Here is a 15,255-nt window from a genome sequence, read left to right as displayed (position 1 = left end):
GCGCCGACGATCCGCGACCGGGCCTCCGTCCGGCCTCCGCCGGGCGGGAGAGGTGAGCCTGCGCCGGAGCACCGTCGACGCGACCGCCTGGACGGCGGTCTCGTTCGCCGTCGCGCTCGTCGTGCAGCTCGGGCAGTTCGCGCTCCTGGCGAGACTGCTGGACCCCTCCGAGATGGGGATCATCGCGATCGTCGCCCTGCTCAACGCGTTCGTCGACATCTTCCTCGGCATGGGGGTCGCCCAGGCGATCATCCAGCGCCGGCGGGCGACCAGCTTCGAGCTCTCGTCGGTCTTCTGGCTCAACCTCTCCGTCGGGCTCCTGGTCACCGTCGCCGTCCTCCTGGGCGCCGCACCGATCGCCTCCCTGCTCGGGTCCGCCGCCGCGGCGCCGGTCCTCACCGTCGCCTCGCTCGTGTTCGTGGGCAGCGCAGCCGGGCAGGTGCCGAGAGCGGTGCTCGAGAAGGGGATCCGGTTCCGAGCGGTCGCCGTGTCCGAGACGATCGCTCTCGTCGGCGGCTTCGCCGTGACGGTCTGCCTCGCGGTCTCTGGAGCAGGGGCGCTCTCCTACGCGTGGGGGCTCGTCGCGACCGCGGCTCTGCGCTCCGTGCTCGCCCTCGTGCAGGCTCGGCGCTGGTTCCGACTGCGATTCCGGTTCCGGATCCGCGAGACCGCCCGCTTCCTCTCCTTCGGCGTCTTCCAGACCCTCGACGGCATCGTCAACTACCTGGGCTCGAACGCCGGCTCGCTCGCGATCGGCCGCCTGCTCGGACCGGCCCAGCTGGGCGGGTACACCCTGGGATACAACCTCGCCGTGAACCTCCCCGCGAGGGTCAACCCGATCGTGACGCGGGTGATGTTCCCGGTGTTCTCCTCGATCCAGCACGACCGTGAGCGCGTCGCGCGGAACCACCTCCGCGTCACCGCGGTGCTCAGCATGGCGAGCATCCCGCCGCTGATGCTGGTGGCGCTGCGCTCCGAGGAGATCGTGCGACTGTTCTACGGACCCGGCTGGGGCTGGATCGCGGGCATGACGAGCGCACTGACGGTGGTGGGCGCGGTGCGGGCGATCGGCAATCCGGTCGGCTTCATCCTGATGGCGATGGACCGGGTGCGGTTCGGGCTGGTCGTGAACATCGTGAAGACCGCGATCACGGTCCCGATGATCGTCGGCGGGGGAGTGCTGTTCGGACTCGACGGCTTGATCGGCGGGCTGCTGCTCTCGAGCGCTCTCGGCTTCGCCGTCACCTGCGCCGTGCTGCGGGTGGTGCTCGGAGTGCGCCTCGGTGCGTTCCTGCGCGCGTGCGCGGCGGGGCCGCTGCTCGCCGCGCCGATGGCGATCGTGCTGCTTCTGCTCCGCATCCTCCCCGAGGGCGCGCCCCTGCGGCTGCTCCCGGTGGAGCTGGCGCTCGCGGGCCTCGTGCTGGGAGCGACCGCCCTCCTGGCGCCGGGGCGCGACATCGCCGAGGCGCGATCGCTCGTCCTGTCACGACTGCCCGCCCGGTTCCGGCCCGGCGCCGCCGCCCCGGTCGAGGTCGCCGTGGTGCTGGCCGCCGAGGAGCGCTTCGACGGCAGCGGGGGAGCCGTGGCGACCTGGGTCCGCGAGACGGTGTCCCGGTCCTCGCTCCGGATCGCCGTGCACGCGCCGTGGTCGTCGGCGTCACCGGGCGTGGACGTCAGGCCCCATCGTCTGTACCGGCGGATCTACGCGGTCCAGCGGCGCGCGGCACTCCTCCTGGCGCATAGGCGCGACAGCGACCCGGGCTCCGAGCTGCGCCGGCTGTCCTTCGGCGGGCGCTTCTGGCTGCTGGTGCTCGCTCCGTCGCTGCGCCGTGTCCCGACGGTCTGGATCCACAACCGCCCCCGCTACGCCGTGCGCCTGCGCCGCCTGGGCTACCGGGGGCGGATCGTCACACACCTGCACAACGACCTGCTCGATCACCTGCCGCCCGATCCCGCCGCGGCCCGGCGCTACCTCGACGCGGTCGACGAGTGGATCTTCTGCAGCGAGTTCCTGCGCGCCCGAGCGGTCGACCGGTACGGCCTGATCACCACAACCGTCCTGTACAACGGGGTCGTCCCTCCGCCCGAGGTCCCGCCGGAGCCGCTCGGCGGGACTGCGGAGGCGGTCTTCGCCGGGCGACTGGTGGCCGAGAAGGGAGCCCGCGAGGCCGTCGAGATCGTGAGGCGGATGCGGACCGAGCACGGCGCCGATCTGCGACTGGTCATCGCCGGCGCATCGGGCCTCGGGGACGACGCGACGCCCACCCCGTACGTCCGAGCGCTCGACGAGGCGGTCGCCACCCTGCCCGGCGCCGTGCGCCGGCTCCCGTTCCTCCGGCACGAGGACCTGCTGGAGCTGTTCGGCTCCTCGGCACTCCTGCTCTACCCCTGCCGCTGGAACGAGCCGTTCGGGATGGTGGTGGTGGAGGCGCTCTCGCGGGGGATCCCCGTCGTGACGGTCGAGCGCGGAGGCCTCCCCGAGATCCTGCGCACCTCCGACGGAGTGGTCGACGGATCCGTCCTCGTCCCGCCGGGCACGGAGGAGGAGGTCGCGGACGCCGTCCTCGCGGAGCTCCCCGCCCTCATCGCCTCGCTGCGCGATCCCCGGCGACGCGCGGAGGTCGCTGCGGCGTCGCGGCGCCGAGCGGCGGACTTCGGCTGGCCGGGCATCGCCCGCCGCGCGGACGAGCTGCTGGCAGACCCCCGTGGCTGAGGCGCGGGGCCGCCGCGCGCACGCGGATCGACGTTCCGCGCCAAGCCCGTCGAGGCTCGTGCCGCGCGATTAGTGTCGGCGCGACATGCCACCTGCATCCCCTCTCCCGCCCGCGTCCGCCGACGCCACCGCCTCTCCCGTGCTGCTCGATCCGCCTCCCGCCTCGGACCGGCGCCCGCGGACGACCCTCCCGCCGCGAGAGGTCGGCCCGTCGTCCCGGAATCGGCGCGCCGCTCCTCCGCTCCGCCAGACGGAGGCCGCCACCGGCACCTCCGCGGAACGGCTCTGACATGGGCCGCCACGCCGACGACGCCCTCCTCCGCCGCCGGACCGCCTCTCATCCCTCCGTCATCGCCGCGACCCGCGTCACCGACGCTCCGAAGACCCGCGGGCTGCCGTCGCGCGCGTCGGCGGATCCCGCTCAGCGGCGGCACGAGCGGATCGTCCTCGTCTTCCTCGCGGTGCTCCTGGCGCTGAGCGTCGTGCAGCTCTACACCCTGGGCCCCGTCACCGCTCCGGTCGCCTGGAGCCTGCTCTTCCTCCCGTACTCCGTCGCGCGGCTGCGCGGCGGGCGGATCGACCGGTTCGTGGTCGTGGTCCTCCTCGTGATCGCCGGCACCCTCTTCGCGCTCACCTACTCCGGAGCACGCGCGGCCGCGCTGCGCGACGTGGTCTCCGTCGTCTCCTTCCTCACTCCGTACCTGGCCGTCCGCGGGCTCGGCGACGGCGCCTGGCGTGTCGTCGGCCGCGCCCTCGGCTGGGCGGCGCCCGTGTTCCTCCTCCAGGTGACGCTCACGATCCTCTTCCAGCTCGATCCCGTGCAGGAGACCGCCTACCTCCGGTGGCCGGACGCGGTGCTGTTCTCCGACATCTACGTGCGGGACATCTTCACGACGTCCTTCAACAACGTCCTGCAGGAGAAGTCGGGAGGGTTCTTCCTCAACGGCAACATCGCCTCGATGTACATGGCCACGACCGGCGCGCTGGCCTTCGCCGTCTGGAGACGGCAGCGGGGGAGGCTCCTCCTGCTCGTCGCCGTCGCCGGGCTGGTCGGCGCCCTCTTCACGCTGTCCAAGACCGCGATCGTCCTCGCGATCGTCCTGCCCCTGCTGGTCGCCGCGATCCGCGGACTCAAGGGACGCAGCCTCGGTCCGGTCGCCTGGATGATCACCATCCCCTCCGGGATCACGGCCGTGTACGCCGTCGCCGTGTCCTTTCCGCAGCTGGCGGAGGCGGGCCTGCTCACGCTCGGGGCCCGCGGCGACTTCCTGCGCCTGGCTGCGAGTGCGTTCCCCGACAACTGGCTGCTGGGGCTGGGGTACGGCGGATGGCAGGAGCTGTGGCTGGCGCGCGGGTCGCAGTTCACCCAGCACAGCGAGCCGCGCCCGCCTCACAACCTCCTCGTCACCGCGTGGACCAACGGCGGGCTCCTGATCGCGCTCCCCGTCCTCGCGTTCCTCCTCCTCGCCACCGTCGCCGTCGTGCGCCTGCTCCTCCGGGTCGCCCGGAACGAGGCCGTCGCCGTCGGGGCGCTCGCCGTCGCCGTCCTCTGGACGTTCCTGCACGGGATGGCCGACAACACCACCTGGTTCGGCGATCAGCACTCGCTCGCGACGCTCGCCGTCTCCGTGGCGCTCGTGGGCGTCCTGTCGGCGGAGGTCCCCGCGCCGGGCCGAGTGCCTCACGGAAGCGCTCCGGCGGCCTCGGCCGGCACGGGTCGGGCGCCGCTGCGACGGCCGCCGAGCCCCGGCCTCGGGCGGCGCTGACGCGACCGCCGCGCCGCAGCCGGTCCGGACACGGACCGCGCCGGTATCATCGACCCGTTATGGCACGCATCTACGACTGCTCCGTCGACACGGACCTCCTGACCGGCACCCGTCTCGCGCGGACGGCCATCGGCCGCGGCGAGCTCGTGGTGATCCCCACCGACACCGTCTACGGCGTCGCAGCCAACGCGTTCGACGCCGCCGCGGTCCAGCGCCTGCTCGACGCGAAGGGACGGACGAGGCAGTCGCCGCCGCCCGTCCTGATCGGGGACGTGGCCGCCCTCGACGCCCTCGCCGAGAACGTGCCGGAGGCGGTGCGCGACCTCGCGCGAGAGTTCTGGCCCGGCGGGCTCACCATCGTCCTGCACGCCCAGCCCTCCCTGGTCTGGGACCTGGGCGAGACGCGCGGGACCGTGGCGCTGCGCATGCCGGACAACCCGGTGACGATCGAGCTCCTCGCCGAGACCGGTCCGCTGGCGGTCTCCTCCGCCAACCGCACGGGGCAGCCCTCGGCCACGACCGCACAGGAGGCGTTCGACCAGCTCGGCGACTCCGTCGACGTCTATCTCGACGCCGGCGCCGCCGGATCGCGCTACAGCGACCGCCCCGCGGGCGCCAGCGAGTCCTCGACGATCGTCGATGCGACAGCGCTGAGCTTCGAGGGCGGCACCCTGCGCATCCTGCGCCAGGGAGTCGTGTCGGCCGAGCGGATCCGCGAGGTCGTCGGCGACCTGCTGCCGGATCCGGACGCGCCCCGCGCCGAGACGTCGGAGCCCGACGCCTCCACGGTCGGCGCGGCGCAGGCCGGGGACCAGCAGGAGCCCGCCGAGACCGCGACCGGCAGCGACCCGTACGCCTTCGAGCGGACCCCGACAGCGCGCCCCGACTGGGCCTCCGGTGCCCGCCTGCAGGACGACTCCGCTCCCGTCGATTCCGCCGATGCGCCGGACACGGGTTCGTCGAGCACGAACGCGCCGACGCCCAACACCGGCACCGGCGCCGCCCGCACCGACTCCGCTCCGGGTGAGTAACCGGTGATCACCTTCGCCCTCGTCTCGCTCGCGGTCGCGCTCGTGACCGGAGCGCTGTCGTGGGTCATCTGGAAGCTGAGCCTGAAGTACCGGCTCTACCCGAAGATCCGCGTCAGGGACATGCACACGCGGCCGACCCCCCGCCTGGGCGGCATCGCGATGTTCATCGGGATCCTCGTCGGCTTCGGCATCGCCTCCCAGCTGCCCTACTTCCGGCTGGTGTTCGCCAATCCCGAGCCGATCCTCGCGATCCTCGGCGCGAGCCTGCTCATCGTCCTCATCGGCGTCGCCGACGACATCTGGGACCTGGACTGGACCACGAAGCTGGCCGGTCAGCTGATCGCCGCCGGCCTGATCGCCTGGAAGGGCGTGCAGATCGTCTCCCTGCCGATCGGCGGCCTGACCGTCGGCTCGCCGTGGATGTCGCTGATCATCACCGTGCTCGCGATCGTCCTGGTCACCAACGCTCTCAACTTCATCGACGGCCTCGACGGCCTCGTGGCGGGCGTCGCCCTGATCTCCAACGGGGTCTTCTTCCTCTACAGCTACCTGCTGGTGCAGCAGACCTCGCCCACCGACTACTTCAACCTGGCCTCGCTCATCGCGGTCCTGCTCGTCGGCGCCTGCGCCGGATTCCTCCCCATCAACTGGCGTCCGGCGCGGATGTTCATGGGCGACAGCGGCGCACTGCTGATCGGGATGCTGATGGCCACCTCCGCGATCGCGGTCACCGGCCAGATCGACCCGGCCCAGCTCGCGGCGAAGGAGCTCCTGCCCGCGTTCATCCCGATCATCCTGCCGTTCGCGATCCTCGTGGTGCCGCTGATGGACTTCGGCCTCGCCGTGATCAGGCGCCTGCGCGCGGGAAAGTCGCCGTTCAGCGCCGACCGGAAGCACCTGCACCACCGCCTGCTCGACATGGGGCACTCCCACCTGCACGCCGTGCTGATCTTCTACGCGTGGACCGCCGTCGTCGCCGTCAGCTGCCTGCTGATGTTCGTGGTCGACGTGCTGTGGGTCCCGCTCGTCTTCCTCGGAGCCGGTCTGCTGGTCTGCACCGTCGTGACGCTCGCCCCGCTCAGCCGCCGCAAGCGGCTCGAGGCGGCGGCGCAGTCCGCGGAGGCCTCACCCGTCCTCGACCCCCTCGACCGCGCGTCCTCGACGGAGCTGCTCCGTCCGCCGGCCGGACTCCCGATCGACCGGGACACGACAGCGCCAACCACGGCGCGGAAGGAAGCATCATGACCGGAGCCTCCCCGGCCACCCCCCGTCCGCAGCCCGCGTCCGTACCCGTCCTGCGCCGCGCGCTGGTCGTGGGCGGCCTCTTCGTGCTCGCCCTGGCCGTTCTCGGCACCGTCGTCGGCGGGATCGCCGCCGGGGGAGAGGGCGCCATCGGAGCCCTCCTCGGCGCGATCGTCGGCGGCGTGATGGTGCTCCTCACCGCCGCGAGCATCCTCGTCGCCAACCGCCTCGACATCGGCGGGTTCTTCGCCGTCGTCCTCGGCACGTGGCTCGCCAAGTTCGTGCTGTTCGTGATCGCCGCCCTGGTCCTACGCGACCAGCCGTGGCTGAACAGCACCGCGATGTTCGTCACGATCATCGTCGCCGTCCTGGGGTCCCTGGTGATCGACGTCCTGGTCGTCTCGCGCTCGCGCATGCCGAACGTCAGCGACATCGCCCGATGAGGACGAGCCGAACGGTTCCTGAGAGGACCACGATTCGGCTCTCAGGCCGTTCTGTTGCTACAGTAGGGACGAATCCCGCAGGCGAACGTGTCCTCAGATCGTCTCATCGTTGATGGAGGTCGTCGAGCACGATCGCCGTCCGAGCGGAAAACCCCACCTTTCGTCGTCGCGAGAGCGTTGCGTCCGAATGATTCGATTCGGTCGGCTGCAACGTGCCACGCCCCGAATTCCAGGAGCTAGCGCTGTTTGCTAACGCTGTGACCCTGTTGGTCTCGTCCTCGACCGGTGAGAGTGACTTCCACACCCCGTCGATCTCCGAGTTCTTCCCGCCCGGTTTCCTCTTCGAGGGAACCCCTTTCGAGATCAACCGCGTCATGCTGGTCCGCTTCATCGCGGTCATCGCACTGATGCTGTTCTTCTGGCTCGGGACGCGCAAGCTGCGTCTCGTCCCCGGCCGCTTCCAGAACGTCGTCGAGCTCGCGTTCGACTTCGTCCGCGTCACCATCGCCAAGGACATCCTCGGCGAGAAGGACGCGCGCCGGTTCCTCCCGATCCTCGTGACGATCTTCTTCGCGATCATCTCGATGAACCTGACCGGCATCGTCCCGTTCCTGAACATCGCGGGGACCTCCGTGGTGGGCATGCCGCTCTTCCTCGGCCTGGTCGCCTACGTGACGTTCATCTACGCGGGCATCAAGGACCGGGGGATGGGCTTCTTCAAGAACGCCCTGTTCCCGCCCGGAGCGCCGTTCCTGATCTACTTCATCCTCACGCCGATCGAGCTGCTGCAGACGTTCATCATCCGTCCGCTCTCGCTCGCACTGCGGCTCGTGATGAACATGATCGTCGGCCACCTCCTGCTGGTGCTGTGCTTCTCGGCCACGCAGTTCTTCCTCTTCAGCTCCCAGATCGACCCGGGCTTCAAGCTCTTCGGCGTCGTGACCTTCGCCTTCGGCGGTGCGTTCACGCTCTTCGAGCTCCTCGTCGCCGTGCTGCAGGCCTACATCTTCACCCTCCTCGCTGCGGTCTACATCCAGTTGGCCGTCGCCGAGGAGCACTGACCCCACTACTCACGGGCTCCCGCCCGTTCTCACGATCACCCCACTGAAAGGACCCACTCGTGGACTCAGTCACCGTTCTCGCCGAACTCACCGGCAACATCGCGACGGTCGGTTACGGCCTCGCAGCGATCGGCCCCGGCATCGGTGTCGGCATCGTCGCGGGCAAGACCGTCGAGGCCATGGCGCGCCAGCCCGAGATGGCCGGCCGCCTCCAGACCACGATGTTCCTCGGCATCGCGTTCACCGAGGTGCTCGCGCTCATCGGCCTCGCCACCTACTTCATCTTCGCGGCGTAGTCGTGTTCAGCACCGCTGTGAACATCGCTGCGGAAGAAGGTGACGTCCCCGCGGTCATTCTGATCCCGGAGTTCTACGACTTCTTCTGGTCGGGGGTGATCTTCCTCATCCTGCTGTTCTTCTTCTGGAGGCTGGTCCTGCCGCGCCTGCAGAAGATGCTCGACGCGCGCTCCGCCGCGATCGAGGGGAACATCGCGAAGGCCGACGAGGCCCAGCGACAGGCCGAGGCCGCCCTCGAGAAGTACACCGCCCAGCTGGCCGAGGCCCGCGCCGAGGCCGGAGTGATCCGTGAGAAGGCGAACGCCGACGGCAACGCGATCGTGGCGGCGAAGAAGGAGCAGGCGCAGGTCGAGGCCGAGCGCATCCTCCACAACGCGCACGCTCAGATCGAGGCGGACCGTCAGGCCGCCGTGGTCTCGCTCCGCTCCGAAGTCGGAACCCTCGCCATCGACCTCGCCTCCGGCGTGATCGGCGAGAGCCTCAACGACGACGCGAAGGCGTCCGCGATCGTGGACCGCTTCCTCGCCGACCTCGAGGCCTCGGAGAAGGCGAACAACTGATGGGCAGCGCGTCCAGGCAGGCACTCGCATCGGCGAAGGCGGAGCTCTCCGCCCTCGCCGGTCAGGCGTCCCTCGACACGGCCCAGCAGCTCTTCGAGGCCGCACGGGTCATCGACGGCCAGGCGCAGCTGCGCGCGGCCCTCGCCGACCCGAGCGCCGACTCGAGCAGCAAGCAGGCTCTCGTCGCCCGCGTGTTCGGTCCCTTCGGCGAGCCGGCCAAGCGCCTGCTCACCGTGATCGTCGGCCACCGCTGGTCGAGCCCGAGCGACATGGTCGCCGGGGTCGAGGAGGTCGGGGTCCGCGCGATCGCGTCGTCCGCTCCGGAGGGCGTCAACCTCGAGAAGGAGCTCCACTCCTTCGGCGAGGTCGTCGCCTCCGACGCCCAGCTCGAGCTCGCGCTCGGCAGCAAGCTCGCCGCCGCCGACTCGAAGGTCGCGCTCGTGCAGCGCCTCCTCGAGGGCAAGGCCGCGGCCGAGACGCTGGCGATCCTCCGGCAGCTGATCGTGCACCCGCGCGGTCGCCGCATCCCGGAGCTCGTCCGCTTCGCAGCAGGCGTGGTCGCCGACCAGGGCGGGTTCATCCTCGCCACGGTCTCGGTCGCCGCACCGATCGCCCCCGAGCAGCTCGACCGGCTCCGCTCGGCGCTCACGCGCCAGTACAGCCGACCGGTCTCCGTCAACGTCGTGGTCGATCCCTCCCTCCTGGGCGGGATGCGCCTGCACGTCGGCGACGAGGTCATCGACGGAACCGTCTCCGCACGGCTGTCCGACCTGAAGCTCCAGCTCGCGTCCTGACGGGCGCACGTATCCTCAGAGGGCACTGCCCTCGACCCCCGCACCATCCAGGTCAGGCCCCGACGACCTCTTCGGCTCGCACGGACCCAACGAATAGGAATTCCCATGGCAGATATCACCATCAGCCCGGATGAGATCCGCGACGCGCTGAAGGACTTCGTCTCGTCGTACGAGCCGGGCAAGGCCTCCACCACCGAGGTCGGCTACGTCATCGACGCCGCCGACGGCATCGCCCACGTCGAGGGCCTCCCCGGCGTCATGGCCAACGAGCTCATCCGCTTCTCCAACGGTGTCCTGGGCCTGGCCCAGAACCTCGACGAGAACGAGATCGGCGTCGTCGTCCTCGGCGAGTTCTCCGGCATCGAGGAGGGCATGGAGGTCACCCGCACCGGCGAGGTCCTCTCGGTCCCCGTCGGCGACGGCTACCTCGGCCGCGTCGTCGACCCGCTCGGCAACCCGATCGACGGACTCGGCGAGATCGTCTCCGAGGGCCGCCGCGCCCTCGAGCTCCAGGCTCCCGGCGTCATGTCGCGCAAGTCGGTCCACGAGCCGCTGCAGACCGGCATCAAGGCCATCGACGCGATGATCCCGGTCGGCCGCGGCCAGCGCCAGCTCATCATCGGCGACCGCCAGACCGGCAAGACGGCCATCGCGATCGACACGATCATCAATCAGAAGGCCAACTGGGAGTCGGGCGACACGAACAAGCAGGTCCGCTGCATCTACGTCGCCATCGGCCAGAAGGGCTCGACCATCGCCTCGGTGAAGGGCGCGCTCGAGGACGCCGGAGCGATGGAGTACACGACCATCGTCGCGTCCCCCGCCTCCGACCCCGCCGGCTTCAAGTACCTCGCCCCCTACACCGGCTCGGCCATCGGCCAGCACTGGATGTACGGCGGCAAGCACGTCCTGATCATCTTCGACGACCTGTCGAAGCAGGCCGAGGCCTACCGCGCCGTGTCGCTCCTCCTGCGCCGCCCGCCGGGCCGCGAGGCGTACCCGGGTGACGTCTTCTACCTGCACTCCCGTCTGCTGGAGCGCTGCGCGAAGCTGTCCGACGAGCTCGGCGCCGGCTCGATGACCGGTCTCCCGATCATCGAGACCAAGGCCAACGACGTCTCGGCCTACATCCCGACCAACGTGATCTCGATCACCGACGGCCAGATCTTCCTCCAGTCCGACCTCTTCAACGCCAACCAGCGTCCCGCGGTCGACGTGGGCATCTCGGTCTCGCGGGTCGGCGGCGACGCGCAGGTCAAGTCGATCAAGAAGGTCTCCGGCACGCTGAAGCTCGAGCTGGCGCAGTACCGCTCGCTCGAGGCCTTCGCGATGTTCGCCTCCGACCTCGACGCCGCCTCGCGCCGTCAGCTCGCCCGCGGCGCCCGCCTGACCGAGCTGCTCAAGCAGCCGCAGTACTCGCCGTACCCCGTCGAGGAGCAGGTCGTCTCGATCTGGGCCGGAACGAACGGCAAGCTCGACGAGGTCCCGGTCCCCGACGTGCTGCGCTTCGAGCGCGAGCTCCTGGACTACCTGGGCCGCAACACCCAGGTGCTGAACACCCTCCGCGACACCAACGTGCTCTCCGACGACACCGTCGCCGAGCTCAACCGTGCCGTCGACGGCTTCAAGCTGGAGTTCCAGACCGGTGAGGGCAAGCCGCTCGCCTCGGTCGGGCGCGAGGAGCACCAGGCCATCGCGGCCGACGAGGTCGGCCAGGAGAAGATCGTCAAGGGCCGTCGCTGACCAGCGGCACCCCGTCGATTCGCCACTTTTAGGACAACAGGAGACACATGGGAGCGCAACTCCGGGTCTACCGGTCGAAGATCCGCTCGGCCCAGACGACCAAGAAGATCACTCGGGCCATGGAGCTGATCTCGGCCTCGCGCATCCAGAAGGCGCAGAACCGCGTCGCTGCCGCGGCGCCGTACTCGAACGCGATCACGCGCGCCGTGTCCGCTGTCGCGACCTACTCGAACGTGGAGCACCCGCTCACGACCGAGCGCGAGAAGCTGGACACGGCCGCGATCGTGATCTTCACCTCCGACCGCGGCCTCGCCGGCGCGTTCTCCTCGAGCGTGCTCAAGGAGGCCGAGGAGCTGGCCGCGCTGCTGCGCAGCGAGGGCAAGGAGGTCGTCTTCTACCTGGTCGGCCGCAAGGCGAACGCGTACTTCTCGTTCCGGAAGCGGGCCAGCGTCCGCGTCTGGACGGGCGGCACCGACCAGCCCGTGTTCGAGACGGCGAAGGAGATCGCGGACGCGGTCGTCGAGTCGTACAACCTCGATGACGAGGAGGGCGGCGTGGACGAGATCCACCTCGTCTACAACCGCTTCGTCAGCATGGTCACCCAGCAGCCGACCGTCGTCCGGCTGCTGCCGCTCGAGGTCGTCGAGGGCGCCGAGGAGCAGAACAGCGAGCTGTACCCGCTCTACGAGTTCGAGCCCGACCCCGAGACGGTCCTCGACCGCCTCCTGCCCGTGTATGTCGAGAGCCGCATCTTCAACGCGATGCTGCAGTCGGCGGCCTCGGAGCACGCGGCACGCCAGAAGGCCATGAAGTCGGCGAGCGACAACGCGGACACGCTGATCAAGACCTACACGCGTCTCGCCAACAACGCCCGCCAGACCGAGATCACGCAGCAGATCGCCGAGATCGTCGGCGGCGCCGACGCCCTGTCCTCCTCCAAGTAAGAGGGCTCCGCTCCACACAGTTTCGACTCCGCCCTCCGGGAGCGGTGAGACCACAGAAGGAAGTAGCAATGACACTGACCGCACCTGAGGCGGCGACCGGGACGTCGGGCGGGGCCATCGGCCGCATCGCCCGCGTCACCGGCCCCGTCGTTGACATCGAGTTCCCCCACGACGCGATCCCCGAGGTCTATAACGCGCTCTACACGCACGTCGAGGTCGAGGGCGTCTCGAGCAAGCTGACCTTCGAGGTCGCGCAGCACCTGGGCGACGACCTCGTCCGGGCCATCTCCCTGAACCCCACCGACGGACTCGTCCGCGGCCAGGAGGTCCACGACACCGGCCTGCCGATCTCGGTCCCGGTCGGCGACGTGACCAAGGGCAAGGTCTTCAACGTGATCGGCGAGGTGCTCAACGCCGACGCCGACGGGAAGATCAACGGAGAGTCGTTCGAGATCACCGAGCGCTGGCCGATCCACCGCAAGCCCCCGCAGTTCGACCAGCTCGAGTCCAAGACCGAGCTGTTCGAGACCGGCATCAAGGTCATCGACCTGCTCACTCCGTACGTGCAGGGCGGCAAGATCGGCCTGTTCGGCGGCGCGGGCGTCGGCAAGACCGTCCTCATCCAGGAGATGATCCAGCGCGTCGCGCAGGACCACGGTGGAGTGTCCGTGTTCGCCGGTGTCGGCGAGCGCACCCGTGAGGGCAACGACCTCATCGCCGAGATGGAGGAGGCGGGCGTCTTCGACAAGACCGCTCTCGTCTTCGGCCAGATGGACGAGCCGCCGGGAACGCGTCTGCGCGTCGCCCTGTCGGCCCTGACCATGGCGGAGTACTTCCGCGATGTGCAGAAGCAGGACGTGCTGCTCTTCATCGACAACATCTTCCGCTTCACGCAGGCCGGCTCGGAGGTGTCGACCCTGCTGGGCCGCATGCCCTCCGCGGTGGGCTACCAGCCGAACCTCGCCGACGAGATGGGTGTGCTCCAGGAGCGCATCACCTCGACGCGCGGACACTCGATCACCTCGCTGCAGGCGATCTACGTCCCCGCCGACGACTACACCGACCCGGCGCCGGCGACCACCTTCGCCCACCTCGACGCGACCACCGAGCTCTCCCGTGAGATCGCGTCGAAGGGCCTCTACCCGGCCGTCGACCCGCTCACGTCCACCTCGCGCATCCTCGACCCCCGCTACCTGGGCGCCGACCACTACCGCGTGGCGACGAACGTGAAGCAGATCCTGCAGAAGAACAAGGAGCTGCAGGAGATCATCGCGATCCTCGGTGTCGACGAGCTGTCGGAGGAGGACAAGATCACGGTGTCGCGTGCGCGCCGGATCCAGCAGTTCCTCTCGCAGAACACCTACATGGCGAAGAAGTTCACCGGTGTCGAGGGATCGACCGTCCCGCTGAAGGACACGATCGAGTCGTTCGACGCGATCACCAAGGGCGAGTTCGACCACGTGGCCGAGCAGGCGTTCTTCAACGTCGGCTCGATCTCGGACGTCGAGGAGAAGTGGACCCAGATCCAGAAGGAGAACGGCTGATCATGGCCGGGACCCTGAAGGTCAGCGTCGTGTCCGCGAACGCCGAGGTGTGGTCCGGAGAGGCGAAGCAGCTCACGGCTCGCACGGTCGAGGGCGAGATCGGCATCCTCGCCGGCCACGAGCCGATGCTCGCGATCCTCGCCACCGGCGAGGTGCGCGTCACGGCCCTGGACGGCACGCGTCTCACCGCGCAGGCCGACGACGGCTTCCTGTCCGTCGAGAACGACGTGGTGACCGTGGTCGCCCGTCAGGCATCGCTGGTCTAGTACACCGCCGCTCACCGCGGCACGGAGGGGCCGGACGATCATCGCGATCGTCCGGCCCCTTCGTCGTGCCGCCCGTCCCTCTTCTCCGAAGGAGTCCTGTGCACGTCCTGCTGCCACCGTCCGAGACGAAGCGCGACGGCGGCGACGAGCCGTTCGTGCTCGAGTCGCTCGCCTTCCCCGAGCTCCACCCGAAGCGGCGCGAGCTGGCGGAGGCGCTGATCGCGCTGGCCGGGGACCGCGAGCTCTCTGCCCGGGCGCTGAAGCTCGGTCCGCGTCAGTTCGGCGAGATCGATCGCAACGCGGGGCTCGCGACCGCGGCAGGTCTCCCCGCGGTCGACCGCTTCGACGGGGTGCTCTTCGATGCGCTCGACGCGCGCAGCCTCGATTCCGGTGCACGGGAGGTGCTCGGTCGGACGGCGATCGTGCAGTCCGCGCTCTGGGGGCCGATCCGCGCCCTCGACCTGATCCCTGCATACCGTCTGTCCCACGACTCCCGTATGCCGGGGAGGCCGCTCAAGCGCTGGTGGGCGGCGGAGGCCGGGCGGGTGCTGAGCGCGCTCGACGGGCTTGTCCTCGATCTGCGGAGCGAGGCGTACGCGGCGCTCGGACCGGTTCCTGCGGGCGAGGGGCGGTTCTTCGTCCGCGTCCGCTCGCGCGGGGCCGACGGCGCCCTCCGGTCGCTGAACCACTTCAACAAGCAGGGCAAGGGGCGCTTCGTCAGGGCGCTGGCGGAGGACCGGGTGGCGACGGAGTCGCTCGGCGAGCTCTCGGCGTGGGCGGCCGGGCGCGGGTTCCTGCTCGCCGAAAATCGGCACACGGGAGAGCTCGACCTCGTCGTGCCGGAGTCGTAGG

Annotated in this window: 14 protein-coding genes; all 14 read left to right on the top strand. The window is 70.0% G+C overall.

The genetic code is table 11. The annotated features are described in order from the left end of the window. Nucleotides 1–52: 52 nt before the first annotated feature. The 14 genes from C5C49_RS10030 to C5C49_RS09965 all read left to right on the top strand — a co-directional run bounded on the left by C5C49_RS10030 (nucleotide 53) and on the right by C5C49_RS09965 (nucleotide 15,254). The gene (locus C5C49_RS10030) at nucleotides 53–2,713 is read left to right on the top strand and encodes an MOP flippase family protein (RefSeq protein WP_104346077.1); all 2,661 of its coding nucleotides are present in this window, start codon (nucleotides 53–55) and stop codon (nucleotides 2,711–2,713) included. A 290-nt stretch (nucleotides 2,714–3,003) separates the two neighbouring features. Beyond that, nucleotides 3,004–4,479, top strand: coding sequence for an O-antigen ligase (locus C5C49_RS10025; RefSeq protein ID WP_104225575.1), 1,476 nt, complete (start codon nucleotides 3,004–3,006; stop codon nucleotides 4,477–4,479). Between the two features lie 59 nt (nucleotides 4,480–4,538). Beyond that, a complete protein-coding gene (locus C5C49_RS10020) occupies nucleotides 4,539–5,510 on the top strand; it encodes an L-threonylcarbamoyladenylate synthase (RefSeq protein ID WP_104323882.1) in 972 nt (323 codons plus the stop codon). 3 nt (nucleotides 5,511–5,513) lie between these two features. Continuing rightward, on the top strand, nucleotides 5,514–6,755 hold the full coding sequence (locus C5C49_RS10015) for an MraY family glycosyltransferase (RefSeq protein WP_181135749.1): 1,242 nt from the start codon (nucleotides 5,514–5,516) through the stop codon (nucleotides 6,753–6,755). Then, nucleotides 6,752–7,195, top strand: coding sequence for a hypothetical protein (locus tag C5C49_RS10010; RefSeq protein ID WP_104223021.1), 444 nt, complete (start codon nucleotides 6,752–6,754; stop codon nucleotides 7,193–7,195). The genes C5C49_RS10015 and C5C49_RS10010 overlap by 4 nt, the downstream gene beginning before the upstream one ends. A gap of 257 nt (nucleotides 7,196–7,452) precedes the next feature. Next, complete coding sequence (atpB, locus tag C5C49_RS10005) at nucleotides 7,453–8,256, top strand: F0F1 ATP synthase subunit A (RefSeq protein WP_068254016.1); 804 nt, start codon at nucleotides 7,453–7,455, stop codon at nucleotides 8,254–8,256. A gap of 59 nt (nucleotides 8,257–8,315) precedes the next feature. After that, the gene (locus tag C5C49_RS10000; RefSeq protein WP_055794702.1) at nucleotides 8,316–8,552 is read left to right on the top strand and encodes an ATP synthase F0 subunit C; all 237 of its coding nucleotides are present in this window, start codon (nucleotides 8,316–8,318) and stop codon (nucleotides 8,550–8,552) included. A 2-nt stretch (nucleotides 8,553–8,554) separates the two neighbouring features. Beyond that, complete coding sequence (locus C5C49_RS09995; protein WP_244229449.1) at nucleotides 8,555–9,112, top strand: F0F1 ATP synthase subunit B; 558 nt, start codon at nucleotides 8,555–8,557, stop codon at nucleotides 9,110–9,112. Continuing rightward, nucleotides 9,112–9,906, top strand: a complete 795-nt coding sequence (locus C5C49_RS09990; RefSeq protein WP_104346076.1) for a F0F1 ATP synthase subunit delta — start codon at nucleotides 9,112–9,114, stop codon at nucleotides 9,904–9,906. Before C5C49_RS09995 ends, C5C49_RS09990 begins: the two co-directional genes overlap by 1 nt. 105 nt (nucleotides 9,907–10,011) lie before the next feature. Beyond that, nucleotides 10,012–11,649, top strand: coding sequence for a F0F1 ATP synthase subunit alpha (gene atpA, locus C5C49_RS09985; RefSeq protein ID WP_104346075.1), 1,638 nt, complete (start codon nucleotides 10,012–10,014; stop codon nucleotides 11,647–11,649). Nucleotides 11,650–11,696: 47 nt separating this feature from the next. After that, nucleotides 11,697–12,593: a F0F1 ATP synthase subunit gamma gene (locus C5C49_RS09980; RefSeq protein ID WP_104223024.1), complete on the top strand. Its 897-nt coding sequence runs from the start codon at nucleotides 11,697–11,699 to the stop codon at nucleotides 12,591–12,593. Nucleotides 12,594–12,661: 68 nt separating this feature from the next. After that, complete coding sequence (gene atpD / locus C5C49_RS09975; RefSeq protein ID WP_104223025.1) at nucleotides 12,662–14,137, top strand: F0F1 ATP synthase subunit beta; 1,476 nt, start codon at nucleotides 12,662–12,664, stop codon at nucleotides 14,135–14,137. Between the two features lie 2 nt (nucleotides 14,138–14,139). Continuing rightward, on the top strand, nucleotides 14,140–14,403 hold the full coding sequence (locus tag C5C49_RS09970) for a F0F1 ATP synthase subunit epsilon (protein WP_104223026.1): 264 nt from the start codon (nucleotides 14,140–14,142) through the stop codon (nucleotides 14,401–14,403). Between the two features lie 98 nt (nucleotides 14,404–14,501). Further along, the gene (locus C5C49_RS09965) at nucleotides 14,502–15,254 is read left to right on the top strand and encodes a YaaA family protein (protein ID WP_104346074.1); all 753 of its coding nucleotides are present in this window, start codon (nucleotides 14,502–14,504) and stop codon (nucleotides 15,252–15,254) included. The last annotated feature ends 1 nt before the right edge of the window (nucleotide 15,255 follow it).

The organism is Rathayibacter sp. AY1E2 (assembly GCF_002932325.1).
Lineage (GTDB): Bacteria > Actinomycetota > Actinomycetes > Actinomycetales > Microbacteriaceae > Rathayibacter.
The sequence above is the reverse complement of the archived record's forward strand: the minus strand, read 5'-3'. Positions and strand labels throughout refer to the sequence as shown.

What these genes read in the sequence shown, in the direction of transcription:
- C5C49_RS10025 (WP_104225575.1), top strand. Translation starts at nt 3,004, where the DNA reads ATGGGCCGCCACGCCGACGACGCCCTCCTCCGCCGCCGGACCGCCTCT.
- C5C49_RS10020 (WP_104323882.1), top strand. Translation starts at nt 4,539, where the DNA reads ATGGCACGCATCTACGACTGCTCCGTCGACACGGACCTCCTGACCGGC.
- C5C49_RS10010 (WP_104223021.1), top strand. Translation starts at nt 6,752, where the DNA reads ATGACCGGAGCCTCCCCGGCCACCCCCCGTCCGCAGCCCGCGTCCGTA.
- C5C49_RS09990 (WP_104346076.1), top strand. Translation starts at nt 9,112, where the DNA reads ATGGGCAGCGCGTCCAGGCAGGCACTCGCATCGGCGAAGGCGGAGCTC.
- atpA (WP_104346075.1), top strand. Translation starts at nt 10,012, where the DNA reads ATGGCAGATATCACCATCAGCCCGGATGAGATCCGCGACGCGCTGAAG.
- C5C49_RS09980 (WP_104223024.1), top strand. Translation starts at nt 11,697, where the DNA reads ATGGGAGCGCAACTCCGGGTCTACCGGTCGAAGATCCGCTCGGCCCAG.
- atpD (WP_104223025.1), top strand. Translation starts at nt 12,662, where the DNA reads ATGACACTGACCGCACCTGAGGCGGCGACCGGGACGTCGGGCGGGGCC.
- C5C49_RS09970 (WP_104223026.1), top strand. Translation starts at nt 14,140, where the DNA reads ATGGCCGGGACCCTGAAGGTCAGCGTCGTGTCCGCGAACGCCGAGGTG.